This is a genomic window from Leisingera sp. CC-HEC093 (assembly GCF_059429195.1).
In genome coordinates, this window is the sequence record NZ_JCAIJR010000001.1 from 1 (window position 1) to 17,761 (window position 17,761).

At 63.8% G+C, this 17,761-nt stretch carries 15 protein-coding genes; 8 read left to right on the forward strand and 7 right to left on the reverse strand.

Translation table 11 applies throughout. From position 1 onward, the window contains the following. From AC5STB_RS00005 to AC5STB_RS00015, 3 genes are all read right to left on the reverse strand, one after another. On the reverse strand, positions 1-1,411 hold a 1,411-nt coding region (locus tag AC5STB_RS00005), incomplete at its 3' end, for an NAD(P)(+) transhydrogenase (Re/Si-specific) subunit beta (RefSeq protein WP_495440925.1). Positions 1,412-1,424: 13 nt separating this feature from the next. Then, on the reverse strand, positions 1,425-2,996 hold the full coding sequence (locus tag AC5STB_RS00010) for a Re/Si-specific NAD(P)(+) transhydrogenase subunit alpha (RefSeq protein WP_495440926.1): 1,572 nt from the start codon (positions 2,994-2,996) through the stop codon (positions 1,425-1,427). Positions 2,997-3,134: 138 nt separating this feature from the next. Continuing rightward, positions 3,135-3,584, reverse strand: coding sequence for a methyltransferase family protein (locus tag AC5STB_RS00015; protein WP_495444543.1), 450 nt, complete (start codon positions 3,582-3,584; stop codon positions 3,135-3,137). A gap of 355 nt (positions 3,585-3,939) precedes the next feature. On the opposite strand from AC5STB_RS00015, the gene AC5STB_RS00020 reads away from it, so the two are divergent. From AC5STB_RS00020 to kynA, 4 genes are all read left to right on the forward strand, one after another. Continuing rightward, positions 3,940-4,692, forward strand: coding sequence for an SDR family NAD(P)-dependent oxidoreductase (locus AC5STB_RS00020; protein ID WP_495440927.1), 753 nt, complete (start codon positions 3,940-3,942; stop codon positions 4,690-4,692). Beyond that, a complete protein-coding gene (locus AC5STB_RS00025) occupies positions 4,692-5,075 on the forward strand; it encodes an MmcQ/YjbR family DNA-binding protein (RefSeq protein WP_495444544.1) in 384 nt (127 codons plus the stop codon). Before AC5STB_RS00020 ends, AC5STB_RS00025 begins: the two co-directional genes overlap by 1 nt. Positions 5,076-5,161: 86 nt before the next feature. Further along, entirely contained in the window at positions 5,162-6,355 is a 1,194-nt protein-coding gene (gene kynU, locus AC5STB_RS00030; RefSeq protein WP_495440928.1) for a kynureninase, read from the forward strand. Between the two features lie 148 nt (positions 6,356-6,503). Then, positions 6,504-7,337, forward strand: coding sequence for a tryptophan 2,3-dioxygenase (gene kynA / locus AC5STB_RS00035; RefSeq protein WP_495440929.1), 834 nt, complete (start codon positions 6,504-6,506; stop codon positions 7,335-7,337). Positions 7,338-7,381: 44 nt separating this feature from the next. Here kynA and AC5STB_RS00040 read toward each other — a convergent pair whose 3' ends face one another. After that, entirely contained in the window at positions 7,382-7,963 is a 582-nt protein-coding gene (locus AC5STB_RS00040) for a TetR/AcrR family transcriptional regulator (protein WP_495440930.1), read from the reverse strand. A 93-nt stretch (positions 7,964-8,056) separates the two neighbouring features. Between AC5STB_RS00040 and AC5STB_RS00045 the strand changes: the two genes are divergently transcribed. After that, positions 8,057-8,521, forward strand: a complete 465-nt coding sequence (locus AC5STB_RS00045) for a (2Fe-2S)-binding protein (protein ID WP_495440931.1) — start codon at positions 8,057-8,059, stop codon at positions 8,519-8,521. Between the two features lie 3 nt (positions 8,522-8,524). After that, positions 8,525-10,765: a xanthine dehydrogenase family protein molybdopterin-binding subunit gene (locus tag AC5STB_RS00050; RefSeq protein WP_495440932.1), complete on the forward strand. Its 2,241-nt coding sequence runs from the start codon at positions 8,525-8,527 to the stop codon at positions 10,763-10,765. A 63-nt stretch (positions 10,766-10,828) separates the two neighbouring features. Here the strand turns inward: AC5STB_RS00050 and AC5STB_RS00055 are convergent, their stop codons facing one another. From AC5STB_RS00055 to AC5STB_RS00065, 3 genes are all read right to left on the reverse strand, one after another. Then, the gene (locus AC5STB_RS00055) at positions 10,829-11,608 is read right to left on the reverse strand and encodes a gamma-glutamyl-gamma-aminobutyrate hydrolase family protein (protein WP_495440933.1); all 780 of its coding nucleotides are present in this window, start codon (positions 11,606-11,608) and stop codon (positions 10,829-10,831) included. Between the two features lie 102 nt (positions 11,609-11,710). Then, a complete protein-coding gene (locus AC5STB_RS00060) occupies positions 11,711-12,139 on the reverse strand; it encodes a GlcG/HbpS family heme-binding protein (protein ID WP_495440934.1) in 429 nt (142 codons plus the stop codon). Positions 12,140-12,248: 109 nt separating this feature from the next. Then, positions 12,249-14,396, reverse strand: a complete 2,148-nt coding sequence (locus AC5STB_RS00065) for a malate synthase G (RefSeq protein WP_495440935.1) — start codon at positions 14,394-14,396, stop codon at positions 12,249-12,251. Between the two features lie 222 nt (positions 14,397-14,618). Between AC5STB_RS00065 and pepN the strand changes: the two genes are divergently transcribed. Then, on the forward strand, positions 14,619-17,171 hold the full coding sequence (pepN, locus tag AC5STB_RS00070; protein WP_495440936.1) for an aminopeptidase N: 2,553 nt from the start codon (positions 14,619-14,621) through the stop codon (positions 17,169-17,171). After that, complete coding sequence (locus tag AC5STB_RS00075; protein ID WP_495440937.1) at positions 17,164-17,622, forward strand: hypothetical protein; 459 nt, start codon at positions 17,164-17,166, stop codon at positions 17,620-17,622. The genes pepN and AC5STB_RS00075 overlap by 8 nt, the downstream gene beginning before the upstream one ends. Positions 17,623-17,761 lie beyond the last annotated feature (139 nt).

Genomic DNA, 17,761 nt, shown 5'->3' on the forward strand with positions numbered 1-17,761 from the left:
CCAGACTTGCCTTAGCGTCGCCGTAGAACATGCGGGTGTTTTCCTTGAAGAACAGGGGGTTCTCGATGCCGGAGTAGCCGGTGCCCTGGCCGCGTTTGGAGACGAAGACCTGTTTCGCCTTCCAGCACTCCAGCACCGGCATGCCGGCGATGGGCGAGTTGGGGTCCTCCTGGGCGGCCGGGTTGACGATGTCGTTGGAGCCGATGACGATGGCCACATCGGTGTCCGGGAAATCCTCGTTGATCTCATCCATCTCCATGACGATGTCGTAAGGCACCTTGGCCTCGGCCAAGAGCACGTTCATGTGGCCCGGCAGGCGGCCTGCGACCGGGTGGATGGCGAAGCGCACGTCTTTGCCTTTCGCCCGCAGGCGGCGGGTGAGTTCCGCGACATTCTGCTGCGCCTGGGCCACTGCCATGCCGTAGCCGGGGATGATGATGACGCTGTCAGCTTCTTCCAGGGCGGTGGCAACGCCGTCGGCATCGATGGCGATCTGCTCGCCCTCGACTTCCATCGCCGGGCCTGTGGTGGTGCCAAAGCCGCCCAGGATCACGCTGACGAACGACCGGTTCATCGCCTTGCACATGATGTAGCTGAGAATCGCACCCGAGGAGCCGACCAGCGCGCCGACCACGATCAAGAGGTCATTGCCGAGGCTGAAACCGATGGCGGCGGCGGCCCAGCCCGAGTAGCTGTTCAGCATCGAGACCACCACCGGCATGTCGGCGCCGCCAATGCCCATGATCAGGTGGTAGCCGATGAACAGTGCGGCCAGCGTCATCAGCGCCAGCGGCAGGAAGCCGCCGGAGTTGAAGTACCAGATCAGGCAGAGGAAGGAGAGCCCCGCCGCGCCCGCGTTCAGCATGTGGCCGCCCGGCAGTTTGGTTGCGGCCGAGGTCACCTTGCCCGCCAGCTTGCCAAAGGCAATCACCGAGCCGGTGAAGGTGATGGCGCCGATGAAGATGCCGAGAAACAGCTCCACCCGCAGGAAGGAGATCTCTGCCGGGGTCTTCTTGGCGATCAGCTTGGCGAAGGTGCCGAGGTCCTCGGTGCTGCCCGCAGCCACGGCGGCTGCCACATTGCCGATCTCGAAATGGGCGATGAAGCCGACAAAGACCGCGGCCAGGCCGACCAGCGAGTGCATCGCGGCGACCAGCTGCGGCATCTCGGTCATCTGCACCTTCTTGGCGACATAGGTGCCGATGAGGCCGCCGCCCGCGATCAGCAGCAGCGACAAGAGCCACAGGCCTGAGCCGGGGCCGATGATTGTGGCAAACACCGCCAGCCCCATGCCTGCGATGCCGTACCAGACCGCGCGTTTGGCGCTTTCCTGGTTGGAGAGCCCGCCAAGCGACAGGATGAAAAGAACAGCCGCAACGACATAGGCGGCGGTGGTGAAACCGTAATCCATGTGCCCGGCCTCCTTAAGATTTCTGGAACATGGCGAGCATGCGCCGGGTGACGAGGAAGCCGCCAAAGATGTTGATACCGGCCATGAAGACGCTGAGCGCCGCCAAGAGGATCACCAGGAAGCTGCCCGATCCGATCTGCATCAGCGCGCCCAGGATAATGATCGAGGAGATCGCGTTGGTCACCGCCATCAGCGGTGTGTGCAAGCTGTGCGCAACGCCCCAGATCACCTGGAAGCCCACGAAACAGGCCAGCGCAAAGACAATGAAATGCTGCATGAAGCTGACCGGCGCAAACAGGCCGACCAGCAGCAGCAGCGCGCCGCCGCCCGCCAGCAGGGTGACCTGGCTCTTGGTCTGCGCCTTGAAGGCTTCGATTTCCTGGGCGCGTTTTTCCTCCGGCGTCAGCTCCGGCACCGTTTCCTTGGGCTTGGCGGCAATCGCCTGCACCTTGGGCGGCGGCGGCGGGAAGGTGATCTCGCCTTCATAGGCGACCGTCGCGCCGCGGATCACGTCGTCCTCCATGTCGTGGTTGACCTGGCCGTCTTTGTCCGGCGTGAGGTCAGCCATCATGTGGCGGATGTTGGTGGCATAAAGCGACGACGACTGCGCCGCCATCCGGGACGGGAAATCCGTATAGCCGATGATGGTGACGCCGTTGTCCGTGACGATCTTCTCATCCGCCACGGTCAGCTTGCAGTTGCCGCCCTTTTCCGCGGCCAGGTCGACGATGACCGAGCCCGGCTTCATCGCCGCGACCATATCCTCGGTCCACAGCTCCGGCGCTTCGCGGTTGGGGATCAGCGCGGTGGTGATGACGATGTCCATCTCCGGCGCCAGCTCGCGGAACTTGGCGAGCTGGGCTTCGCGGAACTCGGGGCTGGACACAGCCGCATAGCCGCCGGTGGCCGCACCATCCTGCTGCGTCTCCTCGAAATCGAGATAGACGAACTCGGCGCCCATCGATTCCACCTGCTCGGCCACTTCGGGGCGCACGTCAAAGGCATAGGTCACGGCGCCCAGGGAGGTCGAGGTGCCGATGGCGGCAAGCCCTGCCACCCCGGCACCGACCACCAGCACCTTGGCGGGCGGCACCTTGCCTGCCGCGGTGATCTGGCCGGTGAAGAAGCGGCCGAAGTTGTTGCCCGCCTCGATGACCGCGCGGTAGCCCGCGATATTGGCCATGGAGCTGAGCGCATCCATTTTCTGCGCGCGGCTGATCCGCGGCACCATTTCCATGGCGATGACATTGGCCTTCTTCGACCTGGCCAGCTCCATGCCTTCTTCGTTGCCCGCCGGGTTGAAGAAGGAGATCAGCGTCTTGCCCTTGGTCAGCCGCTTCAGCTCGGTCGCGTCCGGCTGGCGCACCTTGGCGACGATATCGCACGCCTTCCACAACGCCGCCGGGGTCTTGATGATCTCAACCCCCGCGGCCTCATAAGCGGCATCGGAAAACCCCGCAGCCGCCCCCGCCCCGGTCTCAACCGCGCAGTCATACCCCAGCTTCTGCAGCTGAACCGCAGACTCCGGCGTCATCGCAACACGGTGCTCGCCCGGAAATGTTTCTTTTGGTGTCCCTATTTTCACCTTGTCGGTCCCCCTCGTCCTGCCCGCGCCAGCATTCTCTGGGTACGGATCACAATGATTTCAACTACAATACGCAAGATTGTTGCGCAAGGATTTTGCTGCGTTGCCGCGAAGTCATGCTGCAATGCCGCGCCACGGTTATATCCAGCGGCGCACTTTTTGTTCGTAGCGGGCCCAGTCCGCCCGGAAGGTCCGCCGCATCCGGTCTTCCTCCGGGATGACAAACCGCTTCTCCAGCACCCACAGAAAAACCGGGACCAGCGGCAGCGACAGCACCGCGTCAAACCACAGGACAAACCCCGCGAGGATCAGCACGTCGCCCAGGTAGATCGGATTGCGGGAGCGGCTGAAGATGCCGGATTGCACCAGCCGGCTGGGCGTCTGATGCGGGATCACGGTGGTTTTCTGGCGCCGCATTTCGGTGATCGCCAGCAGCGCCAGCAGGATGCCGCCGCCCAGCAGGATGCCTGCCAGGAATTCCGACCAGGTCCCGCCGAAAGAAAGCCCGAAAGAAAAGTGCTCTGCTTGCAGCCAGGCCGCCGCAACACATCCCCCAAGCCACAGGGGCGGCACATCCAGCCATCGCATCACGCCCTGCCCCCTTGCAGTATCTTGTCCGAAACAACACGCATCGCGGGCAACTTTCCCTTATCCGGTCTGCTCGTCCAGACCTGTTCGGCCAGGATTGAAAGAAAAGGACAATTTGCCCCGCATGCCACGAAAACGGCGAATCCCTTTCCGCTTGCGGCATGATCCTGCATAGATTTGTCCGGATGCCTATGTATTTCTTTGTGTACTGAACGGCGGCGCGCCCGCCCCCGTGCCTGCAGCCCGCGATTGAAACGCGCAATACCGCGCCGGGATTGCGGCGTGACGGCACGGCGGGGTTGCCAGACGGCTGCGCGCGGATAGGCTGGCCCGCAAAACAGGGAGGCTGGAAATCATGGCATTGCAAGGCAAACATGCGCTCGTCACCGGCGGAGGTACAGGGATCGGCCTGGCAATCGCCCGGGGCCTGGCGGCGGAAGGGGCGCAAGTGACGATTACCGGCCGCAGGCAGGAGGTGCTGGAAGAAGCAGCCGCCGATGGACTGCACCCGATGGCAATGGACGTGCGCAGCGAGGAGGACGTGGCGGCCCGGATCGCAGACGCGGTGGCGGCGCGCGGCCCCATCCAGATCTGCGTCGCCAATGCCGGCGTCGCAGAGGGGACCGCGCTGCACAAGACTTCGATGGAGTTCTGGCGCAACATGATGGCAACCAACCTGGATGGCGCCTTCCTGACCATCCGCGAGAGTTTCAAATCGATGCGGCAGACCGATTGGGGGCGGGTGATCACCGTCTCCTCTGTCGCGGGTCTGCGCGGACTGAAGGGCGCGGCCTGCTACTCTGCCAGCAAACACGGGCTGATCGGCCTCACCCGGGCGCTGAGCGAAGATTACTTGGGCACGCCCTTTACCTTCAATGCGCTGTGCCCGGGGTACGTGGACACGCCGATTGTGGAGCGCAATATCACCTCTATCTCCCAGCGGTCGGGGATGAGCGCAGTGGAGGCGCTGGACGTGATGGTCAACGCAAACCGTCATAAACGGCTGATCGAACCAGAGGAAATCGCCGCGGCTGCCTTGTGGCTTTGCGGGCCAGGATCCGGTTCGGTGAACGGGCAATGCATCGAAATCTCAGGCGGGCAGATGTGATGGACCGGGAGGAATTCAACGCATTCTGCGCCACCTTCCCGGCGGCAGAGCATGTGGTGCAATGGGGCAATTCGGATGTCTGGAAGGCGGGCGGCAAGCTGTTTGCCGTCTGCGGCTGGGCTGATGGCAAGGACGCCTTCACCTTCAAGGCTGGCGAGATCGCCTATGAGGTGCTGCAAGAGCGCCCTGGTGTCCGCCCGGCGCCCTATCTGGCCTCCCGCGGGATGAAATGGCTGCAGCAGTTTGACGACGACGGCCTGACGGACGCAGAGCTGAAAGAGCAGATCACCCTGTCCTACCAGATGGTCACCGCGAAGCTGTCCAAAAAGAAGCGCGCCGGGTTTGGTATCCCGGACCCCCTGCCTGTTCCCGGCGGGAACTGAGCCGGCACCCTCTGGACAGAAACCCCGCGATCAGATAGCACAAGAAAAGCTTCAAGCTTAAAATACCCATCAGATGCGAGGCCCCAATGACCGATTTTGCCGCAACCAAGGCGATGTTCGACCTGCCCGAAGGGATGATCTATCTGGACGGCAATTCGCTGGGGCCCCTGCCCCGCGCCGCCAGGGAACGCGTCGGTGCGATGATGCAGGACGAATGGGGGCAGATGCTGATCACCGGCTGGAACAAGGCCGGCTGGATGGACAAGCCCAAGGCGCTGGGGGACCGGGTCGGGCGGCTGATCGGGGCGGAGCCGGGCCATGTGGTGATGGGCGACACGCTGTCGATCAAGGTTTATCAGGCCGTTGCCTCGGCGCTGGAACTGAACCCGGGCCGCAAGGTGGTGCTGTCGGACAACGGCAACTTTCCCACCGACCTCTACATGGCCAGCGGGCTGCTGAAGTCGCTGGGGCCGGAGTATGAACTGCGGGTGGTGGACCCGGAGGCGGTGGAGGACGCCATCACCGATGAGATCGCGGTGCTGATGATCACCGAGGTGGATTACCGCACCGGCCGCAAGCACGACATGAAGGCACTGACCGCAAAAGCCCACGACCATGGCGTGCTGACGGTTTGGGATCTGGCCCATTCCGCGGGCGCAGTGCCGGTGGATCTGGCCGGGTGCAAGGCGGATTTCGCGGTTGGCTGCACCTACAAATACCTCAATGGCGGCCCCGGCGCGCCGGCGTTCATCTATGTCGCGCCGCGCCACGCGGAAACCGCCCGCCCCGCCCTGTCCGGCTGGCTGGGGCATGAGGCGCCCTTTGCCTTTGACCTCGACTACCGGCCCGGCAGCGGCATCGACCGGATGCGCGTCGGCACCCCGCCGATCCTGCAGCTGACCGCGCTGGAGGCAGCGATGGATATTTGGGACATGGCGGAAATGGACGCGGTGCGCGCCAAGTCCATCGCGCTTTGCGATCTGTTCATAGCTGAGGTGGAGAAGGCCTGCCCGCAGCTGGAACTGGCCTCCCCCCGCGACCCGGCGTTGCGCGGCAGCCAAGTGTCGTTCAGGTTCGAAGAAGGCTATGCCGCGATGCAGGCGTTGATTGCCCGCGGCGTGATCGGTGACTTCCGGGCACCCGACATCATGCGCTTCGGCTTTACCCCGCTTTATATTGACGAGGGCGACGTGCGCGCCGCTGCCGGGATCATCGCCGACGTCATGACCAACGCTCTGTGGGACCGCGCCGAATACAAGGTGCGGGCTGCGGTCACCTGATGCGCCGCAGCCGTTTGTGCCATCTGCCGCTCTGCCGCCCGGCGGGCTGGGTCGCGCTGTGGCGCCGCCTGGCCCAATGCGGCACCCTGAACCGGAGGACGCATTCCTTTCCCTGACATATACTGACTTTAGGAAAAGGAATGATCCGATGACCAAACCCTATGATCCTGCCGACGACGGCGCCCAGATGTCCTTTGACGGGCGCATGTCCTATGGCGATTACCTGTCGCTGGATATGCTGCTGAATGCGCAGAAGACATGGACCAATACCCATGACGAGATGCTGTTCATCATCCAGCACCAGACCTCTGAACTGTGGATGCGGCTGGCCATTCATGAACTCAGCGCCGCCCGCGGCCGGCTGCTGGGCGGCCAGGCGCACCAGGCGTTCAAGATGCTGGCGCGGGTGGCGCGCATATTTGAACAGCTCAATTCCGCCTGGGACGTGCTGCGCACCATGACGCCCTCGGATTACACCGCGTTCCGCGATGAGTTGGGCCAAAGCTCCGGCTTTCAGTCGCACCAGTACCGGCAGATCGAATTCATGCTGGGCAACCGCAACAAGGCGATGCTGCGGCCGCACGCCCACCGCCCAGACATTATGGAACTACTGGAGGCCGAACTGGCGCAGCCGTCGCTGTACGATGTAGCGCTGAAAGCGCTGGCGCAGAGTTTTGAACTGCCCAAGGAAGTGCTGAACCGGGATGTTTCCGAGGCCTATCAGCCGCATGAGGCGGTGCAGGCCGCCTGGACCGAGGTCTACCGCGATACCGAAACCCACTGGGAGCTGTATGAGCTGGCCGAGAAACTGGTGGATTTCGAGGATTACTTCCGCCGCTGGCGCTTTAATCACGTGACCACGGTGGAGCGGGTGATCGGCTTCAAGCGCGGCACCGGCGGCACCGGCGGCGTCAGCTATCTTAAGCGGATGCTGGAAGTGGAGCTGTTCCCCGAGCTGTGGCACCTGCGCACCGAGCTTTGAAGCATCAGCGGGCCGGCCTCACCGGCCCGTATCACCGGCCGGTATCACCGCGGCGTCAGCCCGGCCCCGGCCAGAACAGCCAGCTGGCGCACCCCGGCTTGATAGGCAGCGTAGTCTGCAGCGGTCTGCTTGATCCCTTTCAATGCGGCGCAAAGTGTGCGGGCAATCACCGCCGCGTCGCCGTCCAGCACCGCCCGCCCGGCAGCTGCCTGCTGCTGCAGCCAGCCGGCGTAGATCCCGCTGAGGGCGGACTCGCCTGCTTCGATTTCCGCGCCGGCCACGTGTTTGGTGACTTCGAACAGCTCCATGCCGTGCGGCGAGGCCATCATCTGCTCAATCGCTTCACCGCCCTGGGCAGCAAAAGCTGCCTGCAATTGGTCCGGCAGCGGCCCCGGCCCGTCCAGTGCGGAACGGACACCATCTGCGGCGTTGCCGTAATAGGCCATCACCAAGGCCCGGAAAATCGCGTCCTTATTCTTGAAATGCAGATACAGCGCAGGCCGCGACATGCCTGCGCCCTTGGCGATGTCATCCATCGAAGTCTTGCGGAATCCGTAAGTTGAGAACGCCATCCAGGCGGCCTTGAGGATTGCCTGCTGTTTCGGATCAATGCCTGCCATATTCATATTCCCGCTTCTGACATTGTTTATGGAAAATGTCAATTGACACGATGACAAAACTCGTTACTTTTGTCAGCAGCACAGCAAGGGAGCCCCGCCATGCCAACAGACCTGCGCATCAATGGAAAAACCCATCAGGTGGACTTGCCGGATGATGCCCCCCTTCTCTGGGTTCTGCGGGATGAGGTTGGTCTCACCGGCACCAAGTTCGGTTGCGGCGTGGCCGCCTGCGGCGCCTGCACCGTGCATATCGACGGCGAGGCCGTGCGCTCCTGCCAGGTGGCGCTGTCGGATGTCTGGGGCGAGGTGACAACGATCGAGGGCCTCGGCACGCCGGACACCATGGCAGCGATCCAGCAGGCTTGGGTGGAACATCAGGTGGCCCAATGCGGCTATTGCCAGTCAGGCCAGATCATGCAGGCGGCGAGCCTGCTGGCGGAAAACCCGGCGCCCTCGGACGCGGAGATTGACGAGGCGATGCAGGGCAACCTCTGCCGCTGCGGCACCTACCCGCGCATCCGGGCCGCCATCCATTCCGCCGCCCAGAAGATGCAGGAGGCGTAACCAATGGCCAGCATTGCAAAAATCGCCCGCCGCACCTTCCTGATCGGCTCTGCCGCCATCGTCGGCGGCGTGGCCTTTGGCGCCTATTACGTGAGCCGCCCTGCCCCGAACCCGCTGAAACCGGCAGAGGGCGAAGCCGCGCTCAACCCCTTTGTGCTGATTGACCGGAACGGCGTCACCCTGTTTGCGCCGCGGGCCGAGATGGGCCAGGGCGTGAAAACCAGCTGGGCCGCCCTGATCGCAGAGGAACTGGACGTGGAGCTGGACCAGGTCCGGGTTCTGCACGGCCCTGCCGCGCAGGCCTATTACAACTCTGCCTTCATCGCCGACGCGCTGCCGGGCAAGGGCTATGACAGCGGCAATTTCAAACATTCTGTCGGGGAGGCACTGGGGCATATCGGCAAGGTGCTGAACCTGCATGGCACCGGCGGCTCCACCTCGATGAAGGACGGATTCAAGCGGATGCGCCAGGCTGGCGCCACCGCGCGCGAAACGCTGAAGCAGGCCGCGGCAGAGCGGCTGGGCATCAGCCGCAGCCAGCTGGGCACTGCCAAGGGCGCGGTGATTGCGCCGGACGGGACGCAGATCCCCTATACCGAACTGGCGATGGACGCCGCCAAACTTGACCCGGTGGACGCCGGCCTGCGGCCCAGCAACCAGTGGCGGCTGATCGGCAAGTCCCAGCCCCGGATCGATATGACGGAAAAAGCCACAGGCACCGCCGAATTCGGCATCGACGTGCGGCTGCCGGGGATGAAGTTTGCATCGGTCCGCATGAATCCCCGCCAGGGCGGCGGCATGAAGGCATTTGACGCCGCTGCTGCCGAGGGCATGCCCGGCGTGGAAAAGGTCGTGGACATGGGCGCGGGCGTGGCCGTGGTGGCAACGAACACCTGGCTGTCGATGCAGGCGCTGGAGGCCATCGAGGTGGACTGGGAGGAGGCGCCCTACCCGCCGGAAACCGATCAGGTTTTTGCCAGGATCGCAGAAGCCTTCGACGAGCCTCCGAACTCTGTCCTGCGCGATGACGGCGATGCGGACACGCTTCCCGATGGCGCAACCGAGTTGATGGCGGAGTATCAGGTGCCCTATCTGGCCCACGCCACCATGGAGCCGATGAACGCCACCGCGCTGCTGCAGGACGGCAAACTGACCGTCTGGTGCGGCAACCAGATGCCGACCTACACCCAGATGAAATGCGCCGAGGAAGCCGGGCTGGAAAGCGAGCAGGTGGATATCCGCACCACCTACCTCGGCGGCGGTTTCGGACGGCGGGTTGAGTTCGACTATGCGGTGCTCGCCACGCGGCTGGCCAAACAGATGCCAGGAACCCCGGTGCAGCTCACCTGGAGCCGCGAAGAAGACATGCGCCACGACATGTACCGCCCCGGCGCGCTGGCGCGGATGCGCGGCGCGGTGAAGGACGGCCAGGCCCTGCTGCTGGACGGCAAGGTCGCCGCCGCCTCGCCGGTGGCGCAGGCGATGAAGCGCCTGGCGGACCTGCCGCAGGCCGGCCCTGACAAGGTGCATGTGGAGGGGTTCTTCAATGCTCCCTATGCGATCCCGAACTTCCGCGCGGCGGGCCACCTGTCGGACATCCAGATCCCGGTCGGATTCTGGCGCTCTGTCGGAAACAGCTTCAACGCTTTCTTTGTCGAAAGCTTCGTGGACGAGATGGCCCATGCCGCCGGTGCAGACCCGCTGGAGTTCCGGCTGGACACGACCCGCCGGGAATGGGCCCCCGCCGCCGCGGTGCTGGAAGCGGTCAAGGAGATGTCCGGCTGGACCGGCCAGACGCCCGAAGGCACGGGCCGCGGTGTGGCCCTGTGCTACAGCTTCGGCACGCCGGTGGCGGAGGTCATCGAAGTGGTGGACGAAGACGGCAGCATCCGCATTGCCAACGCCTGGATTGCCTGCGACGTGGGTCAGGCCATCGACCCGGAAATCGTCAAGGCGCAGATGTTCGGCGGCATGGCCTATGGGCTGTCAGCGGCCTGCTTTGGCGAGATCACCTTTGCCGAAGGCGCGGTGGAACAGGGCAACTTCCCGGATTATGACGCCCTGCGCATGCACACGATGCCGCGGACAGAGGTGCAAGTGCTGGAAACCCAGGCCCAGCTCGGCGGCGTTGGTGAGCCGGGCACCCCGCCCGCGGCCCCGGCGCTGGCAAATGCGCTGTTCGACCTTACCGGTCAGCGCGCCCGGCGGCTGCCGCTGATGCATGACTTTGATCTGCTGATCTGACACAAAATGCGGCCTGCCCAGCCCGGCGGGCCGCCTCTCAGCTCAAAGCTTGTAAAAAATCTTCTATGCAGATTTTTGCAGACCGGCCTGCGCCCCGGCGTCCGCCCATGTCCGCACCGCATCCCCGAAAGCCTCGAACAGCGGGCGCGACACCGGGTCTGCCGCCGCCTCCCACTCCGGGTGCCATTGCACCGACAGAGTAAAGCCCGGCGCGTCCTTGATATAGACGGCCTCCGGCGTGCCATCCGGCGCGTGGCCGTCAATGACCACCCGTGCGCCCGGACGCTTGATGCCCTGGCCATGCAGCGTGTTGGTCATCACTTCCTCGGCTCCGAACAGGCGGTGGAACACGCCGCCCGGCGTGAATTTGACCGTATGGCGCAGCGCGAATTTCTCCTCCAGCGTGCCGTCCGGCGGCATCCGGTGGTTCATCCGCCCGTCCAGGTCGCGGATCTCCGGGTGCAGGGTGCCACCCATTGCCACGTTCACCTCCTGGAAACCGCGGCAAATGCCCAGGAACGGCTGGCCGCGCTCGACACAGGCGCGCACCAGCGGCAGGGTGATGGCATCGCGCGCCCGGTCAAAGGCGCCATGCGCCTCGGTCTCGGCCTCGCCGTATTCGTTGGGATGCACGTTGGGCCGCCCGCCGGTCAGCAAGAAGCCGTCGAACGTGTCCAGCAGTTCCTCAACTGTCACAAACCGCGGGTCCGAAGGGATCATCAGCGGCATGCAGCCCGCCACCTCGGCAATCGCCTCGGAATTCATCGTGCCGCCCGCGTGCACGGGGTACTGATCGTTCAGCAGATAGGAATTGCCGATAATGCCAACCTTGGGTCGCGCCATGTTCCGCTTGTCTCCGTTTCCTGACAGAAAACCTAGCTCTGCCTGCGGATGGGTTCAACCGCAGTGATGGCGCAACAGATTGTTCACCCACGCACTTGAGGCTCAGATTTCGCCTTGCAGGCCCGCAGCTTCGATGCCTGCCATGGCAGCAACAGCGTCGTTGTCAGAGGTGTCGCCGGTCACACCGACCGCGCCGATCACCGCGCCATCTGCACCGCGTACCAACACGCCGCCCGGCACCGGCACCACCTGGCCGCCGTAAACGCCGTTCACCGCTGCCATGAAATACCCCTGTGCCTCTGCCCGCGCCATCTGGGCTGATCCCGCCATGCCCAGCATTACCGAACCGTAGGCCTTGCCGTGGGCAATCGGGAACCGGCCCGGTGCGGCGCCGTCCTCGCGCTCGAACGCCAGCACGTGGCCGCCGGCATCCAGCACCACCACCGACAGCGGCTTCAGGTTCAGTTCATGCCCCTTCTCCAGCGCCGCCCGGATGATGATGCGCGCCTGTTCCAATGAAATCGCAGCCATGAGTTCGGCCTCCTCTCCTGACGTTACGGAACAGAAAAGGAGGCCAAAAGGCCCCCTTTGACTACCCCTGTTTGCGGGGAAACTGTTTCATCCGGTCAGTTTGCCGCGGTCAGCCTGCAGCTTCCTGGGCCTTCAGCTCCAGCCGCCGGGCATGCAGCACCGGTTCGGTATAGCCGGAGGGCTGCGCCCGGCCCTTGAAGACCAGGTCACAGGCCGCCTTGAAGGCGATGGTGTCATAGCCCGGTGCCATCGCCCGGTAGCTGTTGTCGCCGCGGTTCTGTTCATCCACCACCTTGGCCATCTTGCGCAGGGAGCCCATGACGTCCTCCTCAGAGACGACGCCGTGGTGCAGCCAGTTGGCGATATGCTGGGCGGAAATCCGGCAGGTGGCGCGGTCCTCCATCAGGCCGACGTCATTGATGTCGGGCACCTTGGAGCACCCCACCCCCTGATCCACCCAGCGCACCACATAGCCAAGGATGCCCTGCGCGTTGTTGTCCACCTCGCGGGCGATCTGGCGCGGGGTCCATTTGCGGTAGGTCGCCAGCGGGATTTCCAGAATGCCATCAACATGCGCGCGGCGGCCGCCCTCTTTCAGTTTGGCCTGAACAGCCAGCACATCCACCTTGTGGTAGTGCAGCGCGTGCAGGGTTGCCGCGGTCGGGCTCGGCACCCAGGCGCAGTTGGCGCCGGATTTCGGATGCTCGATCTTTTGCTCCAGCATCGCCGCCATCATGTCGGGCATTGCCCACATGCCCTTGCCGATCTGCGCATTGCCGGACAACCCGCACTCCAGGCCAATGTCGACGTTCAGGTTCTCATAGGCGCCGATCCAGCCCTTGCGCTTGATGAAATCCTTGCGTGAGAACGGCCCAGCCTCCATCGAGGTGTGGATCTCGTCCCCGGTGCGGTCGAGGAAGCCCGTGTTGATGAAGGCCACCCGGTGCTTGGCGGCACGGATGCACTCCTTGAGGTTCACAGAGGTGCGGCGTTCCTCGTCCATGATGCCGATTTTCACGGTGTGGCGCGGCAGGCCCAGAATGTCCTCGACCTTGCTGAAGATCCGGTCGGCAAAGGCGACCTCTTCCGGCCCGTGCATCTTGGGCTTCACCACATAGACGGAGCCGTGGGCAGAGTTGCCGCCCGCGCGCTTCAGGTCGTGTTTGGCGATCATCACGGTGATCAGCGCATCCAGCAGGCCCTCGTAAGCTTCCTTGCCGTCCTGATCCAGCACTGCCGGGTTGGTCATGAGGTGGCCGACATTACGCACCCACAACAGGGCGCGGCCCTTGACGGACATGGCAGAGCCATCGGGCGCGGTATAACCGAAGTCCGGGTTCAGGCGGCGGGTGAGGGTCTTGCCGCCTTTTTCCAGCTCCGCCTCCAGATCGCCTTTCATCAGCCCCAGCCAGTTGGAATAGGCCAGCACCTTGTCTTCGGCATCGACGCAGGCGACCGAATCCTCGCAGTCCATGATCGCCGACATCGCGCTTTCCAGCCGCACATCGGCCAGCCCGGCCTGATCGCGGGCGCCGATGGCGTGGGCACGGTCGAACACCAGCTCCACATGCAGCCCGTTGTTGCGCAGCAGCACGGATTCCGGCGCCCTGGGGTTGCCGCGGTAGCCTGCAAATTTCTCCGGCTGTGCCAGCGGCAGGTCGTCAATCAGCAGCTGGCCGTCCTGAACGTAATACCGGCGCACGTCGGCGTGGCTGGCACCGTCGATCGGAAAAGCCTCGTCCAGGAACACCCGTGCCCGTGCCACCACCCGCGCGCCGCGGCCCTTGTCATAGCCGCCCTTGGGCGCCGGGGTTCCCATGGCATCGGTGCCATAGAACCCGTCATACAGGCTGCCCCAGCGGGCGTTGGCTGCATTCAGCGCATAGCGCGCATTGGTGATCGGAACCACCAGCTGCGGCCCCGGCACCAAAGCGATCTCCGGGTCCACGTTCTGCGTCTCAATCTCGAAATCGCCGCCCTCCGGCAGCAAGTAGCCAATGTCCGCCAGAAACGCCTTGTACCCCTCGTGGTCATGCGGCTTGTCCCGGTTGGCGATGTGCCAGGCATCGATCTTGGCCTGGATTTCTTCCCGCTTGGCCAGCAGCGCGCGGTTTTCCGGGCCAAAGGTGTTCACCAGCTCCGCCAGGCCGGTCCAGAACGCCTCAGCCTCGATCCCGGTGCCCGGCAGCGCCTGTTTCTCGATGAACTCCGCCAGTTCCGGCGCCACCTGAATTCCCTGTTTTTCGACCCGGCTCATGTCTTGCTCCTTCCGGCGGTACACCACTGTATGCTGACATCTAACTAGGGCAGAAGTTTCCGGTCAGCAACAAAACACCCCATCGGTGAAACCGAACTCAATTTCTTGATTTTCAAGAAAGTGCTGCGGATTTTCCGGAAGCCGTACTTCTGCCGCCAATCCGCTTGCAGTCCCTCCCCTATCCTCTACACCTGAACAGAAGCAGTGCAGAGGAGAACGAGAATGGCCAAAGACTCGCCCCAGACCTTCTACCTGAAAGATTACACGCCCTTCGGATATAGCGCCGAAAGCGTTCACCTGACCTTCCGCCTGGCGCCGGAAACAACCCGGGTCATCAGCAAGATCCGCTTTGCCCCGAAACCGGACGCGGCAGACAAGACCTTCTTTCTGCACGGCGAGGAGCTGAAACTGATCTCGGCCAAAATCGACGGCCAGGACGTGACGCCAGAACTGGTCGATGGCGGCCTGAAATGCGACGTGCCCAGCGCCCCCTTCACCTGGGAAGCCGAGGTGGAGATCAACCCGGCCGGCAACACCGCGCTGGAGGGGCTTTACATGTCCAACCGCATGTATTGCACCCAATGCGAGGCCGAGGGCTTCCGCAAGATCACCTATTACCCTGACCGCCCCGATGTGATGTCCACCTTCACCGTGCGGATTGAGGGCGACGAGCCGGTGATGCTGTCAAACGGCAACCCGATGGGCGCGGGCGAAGGCTGGGCCGAATGGCACGATCCTTGGCCGAAACCGGCCTATCTGTTTGCGCTGGTGGCGGGCGATCTGGTGAACCATCCGGGCAGCTTCACCACCAAATCCGGTAAGGAAGTCGAACTCAACATCTGGGTCCGTCCCGGCGACGAGGGCAAATGCGCCTTTGGCATGGAAGCGCTGAAGAAGTCGATGAAATGGGACGAGGACGTCTATGGCCTCGAATACGACCTGGAGCTGTTCAACATCGTTGCTGTCGATGACTTCAACATGGGTGCGATGGAGAACAAGGGTCTGAACATCTTCAACTCTTCCTGCGTTCTGGCGTCGCCTGAAACCTCGACAGATGCCAATTTCGAACGCATCGAGGCGATCATCGCCCATGAGTACTTCCACAACTGGACCGGCAACCGCATCACCTGCCGGGACTGGTTCCAGCTCTGCCTTAAGGAAGGGCTGACTGTTTTCCGAGACGCCCAGTTCACCGCCGACATGCGCTCGGAGCCGGTGAAGCGGATCGACGATGTGATTACGCTCCGCGCCCGCCAGTTCCCGGAGGACAACGGCCCCCTTGCCCATCCGCCGCGGCCCGAAGCCTTTCAGGAGATCAACAACTTCTACACCGCCACCGTCTATGAAAAAGGCGCCGAGGTGATCGGCATGCTCAAGCGGCTGGTGGGGGATGACAACTACTACAAGGCGCTGAAGCTGTATTTTGAGCGTCACGACGGACAGGCCTGCACCATCGAGGACTGGCTGAAGGTGTTCGAGGATGCGACGGGCCGCGACCTGCAGCAATTCAAGCTGTGGTACAGCCATGCCGGCACCCCGCGGGTGAAGGTGTCCGAAGAGTATGCCGGCGGCACCTATACCCTGACGTTTGAGCAATCCACGCCGCCGACGCCGGGTCAGCCCGACAAGGCGCCGCGGGTCATTCCGATGGCGGTGGGTCTGTTGTCCCCCAACGGTGACGAGGTGCGCGCAACCGAGGTATTGGAGCTGACCGACGCCAAGCAGAGTTTCACCTTCGACGGCCTCGCCTCCAAGCCGGTTCCTTCCATCCTGCGCGAATTCTCCGCCCCGGTGATCCTGGAGCGCGAGACCACCAACACCGAGCGCGCCTTTCTGCTGGCGCACGATACCGATCCCTTCAACCGCTGGGAGGCTGGCAACGCGCTGGCCAAGGAGGTCCGCGTTGCCATGGTTCTGGACGGGGCGGCACCGGATACGGCCTATCTGGACGCGCTGGAAAAACTGGTGCGCGACGACGATCAGGACCCGGCCTTCCGCGCGCTGGTGCTGTCGCCGCCCAGCCAGTCCGACATTGCCCAAACCCTGCATGAGCGCGGCTATACCCCTGATCCGCAGAAAATCTACGACGCGGCAGAGACCTTTGCCCAGACGCTGGCGCAGCAATTGGAAACCAGCCTGCCCCGGCTCTATGCGGCGACCACCGTCGAGGGCCCCTACTCTCCCGACGCTGAAGCGGCAGGCAAACGCGCGCTCAACGGCCGCATCCTGTCGCTGCTGACCCGGCTGGACGGCGGCGAACAGGCCGCGCGCCAGTATGCCTCTGCCGACAACATGACCCAGCAGTATGCCGCCCTTGGCGCGCTGATGAAGGCAGAGAAGGGCGAGGCGCAGAGCCAGGCCTTCTTTGATCAGTGGCAGGACGACCGGCTGGTGATGGACAAGTGGTTTGCCCTGCAGATTGCTTGCGCTGCGCCAGAGAAAACCGCCGCAGCCGCGGCCACGCTCACCAAGCACGCGCTGTTCGACATGAAGAACCCCAACCGCTTCCGTGCCGTCTTTGGCGCACTGGCGGGCAATCACGCGGGCTTCCACCATGCCAGCGGCGAGGGTTATCAGCTGCTGGCAGACAACCTGATTGCGCTGGACAGGCTGAACCCGCAGACCACCGCCCGCATGTGCGCCGCCTTCCAAACCTGGAAGCGCTATGACGCGGGCCGCCAGTCGCTGATACGCGCCCAGCTCAGCCGGATTGCCGGGACTGAGGGTCTCAGCCGCGATACCAATGAAATGGTGACCCGGATCCTGGATGCCTGAAACGCCTGCCACACCGGTCCCGGCGGAGGAGTACAGCTTCTCCCGCCGGGGCCGCTCCGCCGCCGCGGCGCTGGCAACCGGCGGCTGGCTTATGGCGCTGCTGGCGCTTTGGCTGGTGCTGGATACGGCCCTTTGGCTGGTAGTCCTTCTTGCCCTGCCGGTCATCCCGGCACTGCTGGACCTGATCCGCAATCCCTTGGCGGGCCTCAGAATTTCAGCCAAAAGGGTGGAATGGTTCAGCGGCGGGCTGACCGGCGCGGCGGAGCTTGGGGAGATTGACAAGGTGCGCTTTGACACCCGCTGGGATTTCTCGGTCCGCGCCACGCTGATCCTCAGCAGCGGCAAACGCATCCGCCTGCCGCAAGAGGCCACCCCGCCGCACAGCGAAATCGAAGCAGAGTTTCAGCGGCGCGGAATCGGCACCGAACGCCACCATTTCGCGGCGTTCTGACCCGCGTCGTAAAAAGCCCGGCAAATCCGCTTCAGATTGCCGGCGAAACTGAGCAGATATCCGCCGGCGCGCGTGAACTTCCCCACTGCCGCCATCTTTGCGCCCCATTGCCTGACGAGACTGTGAACAACGATAAGCT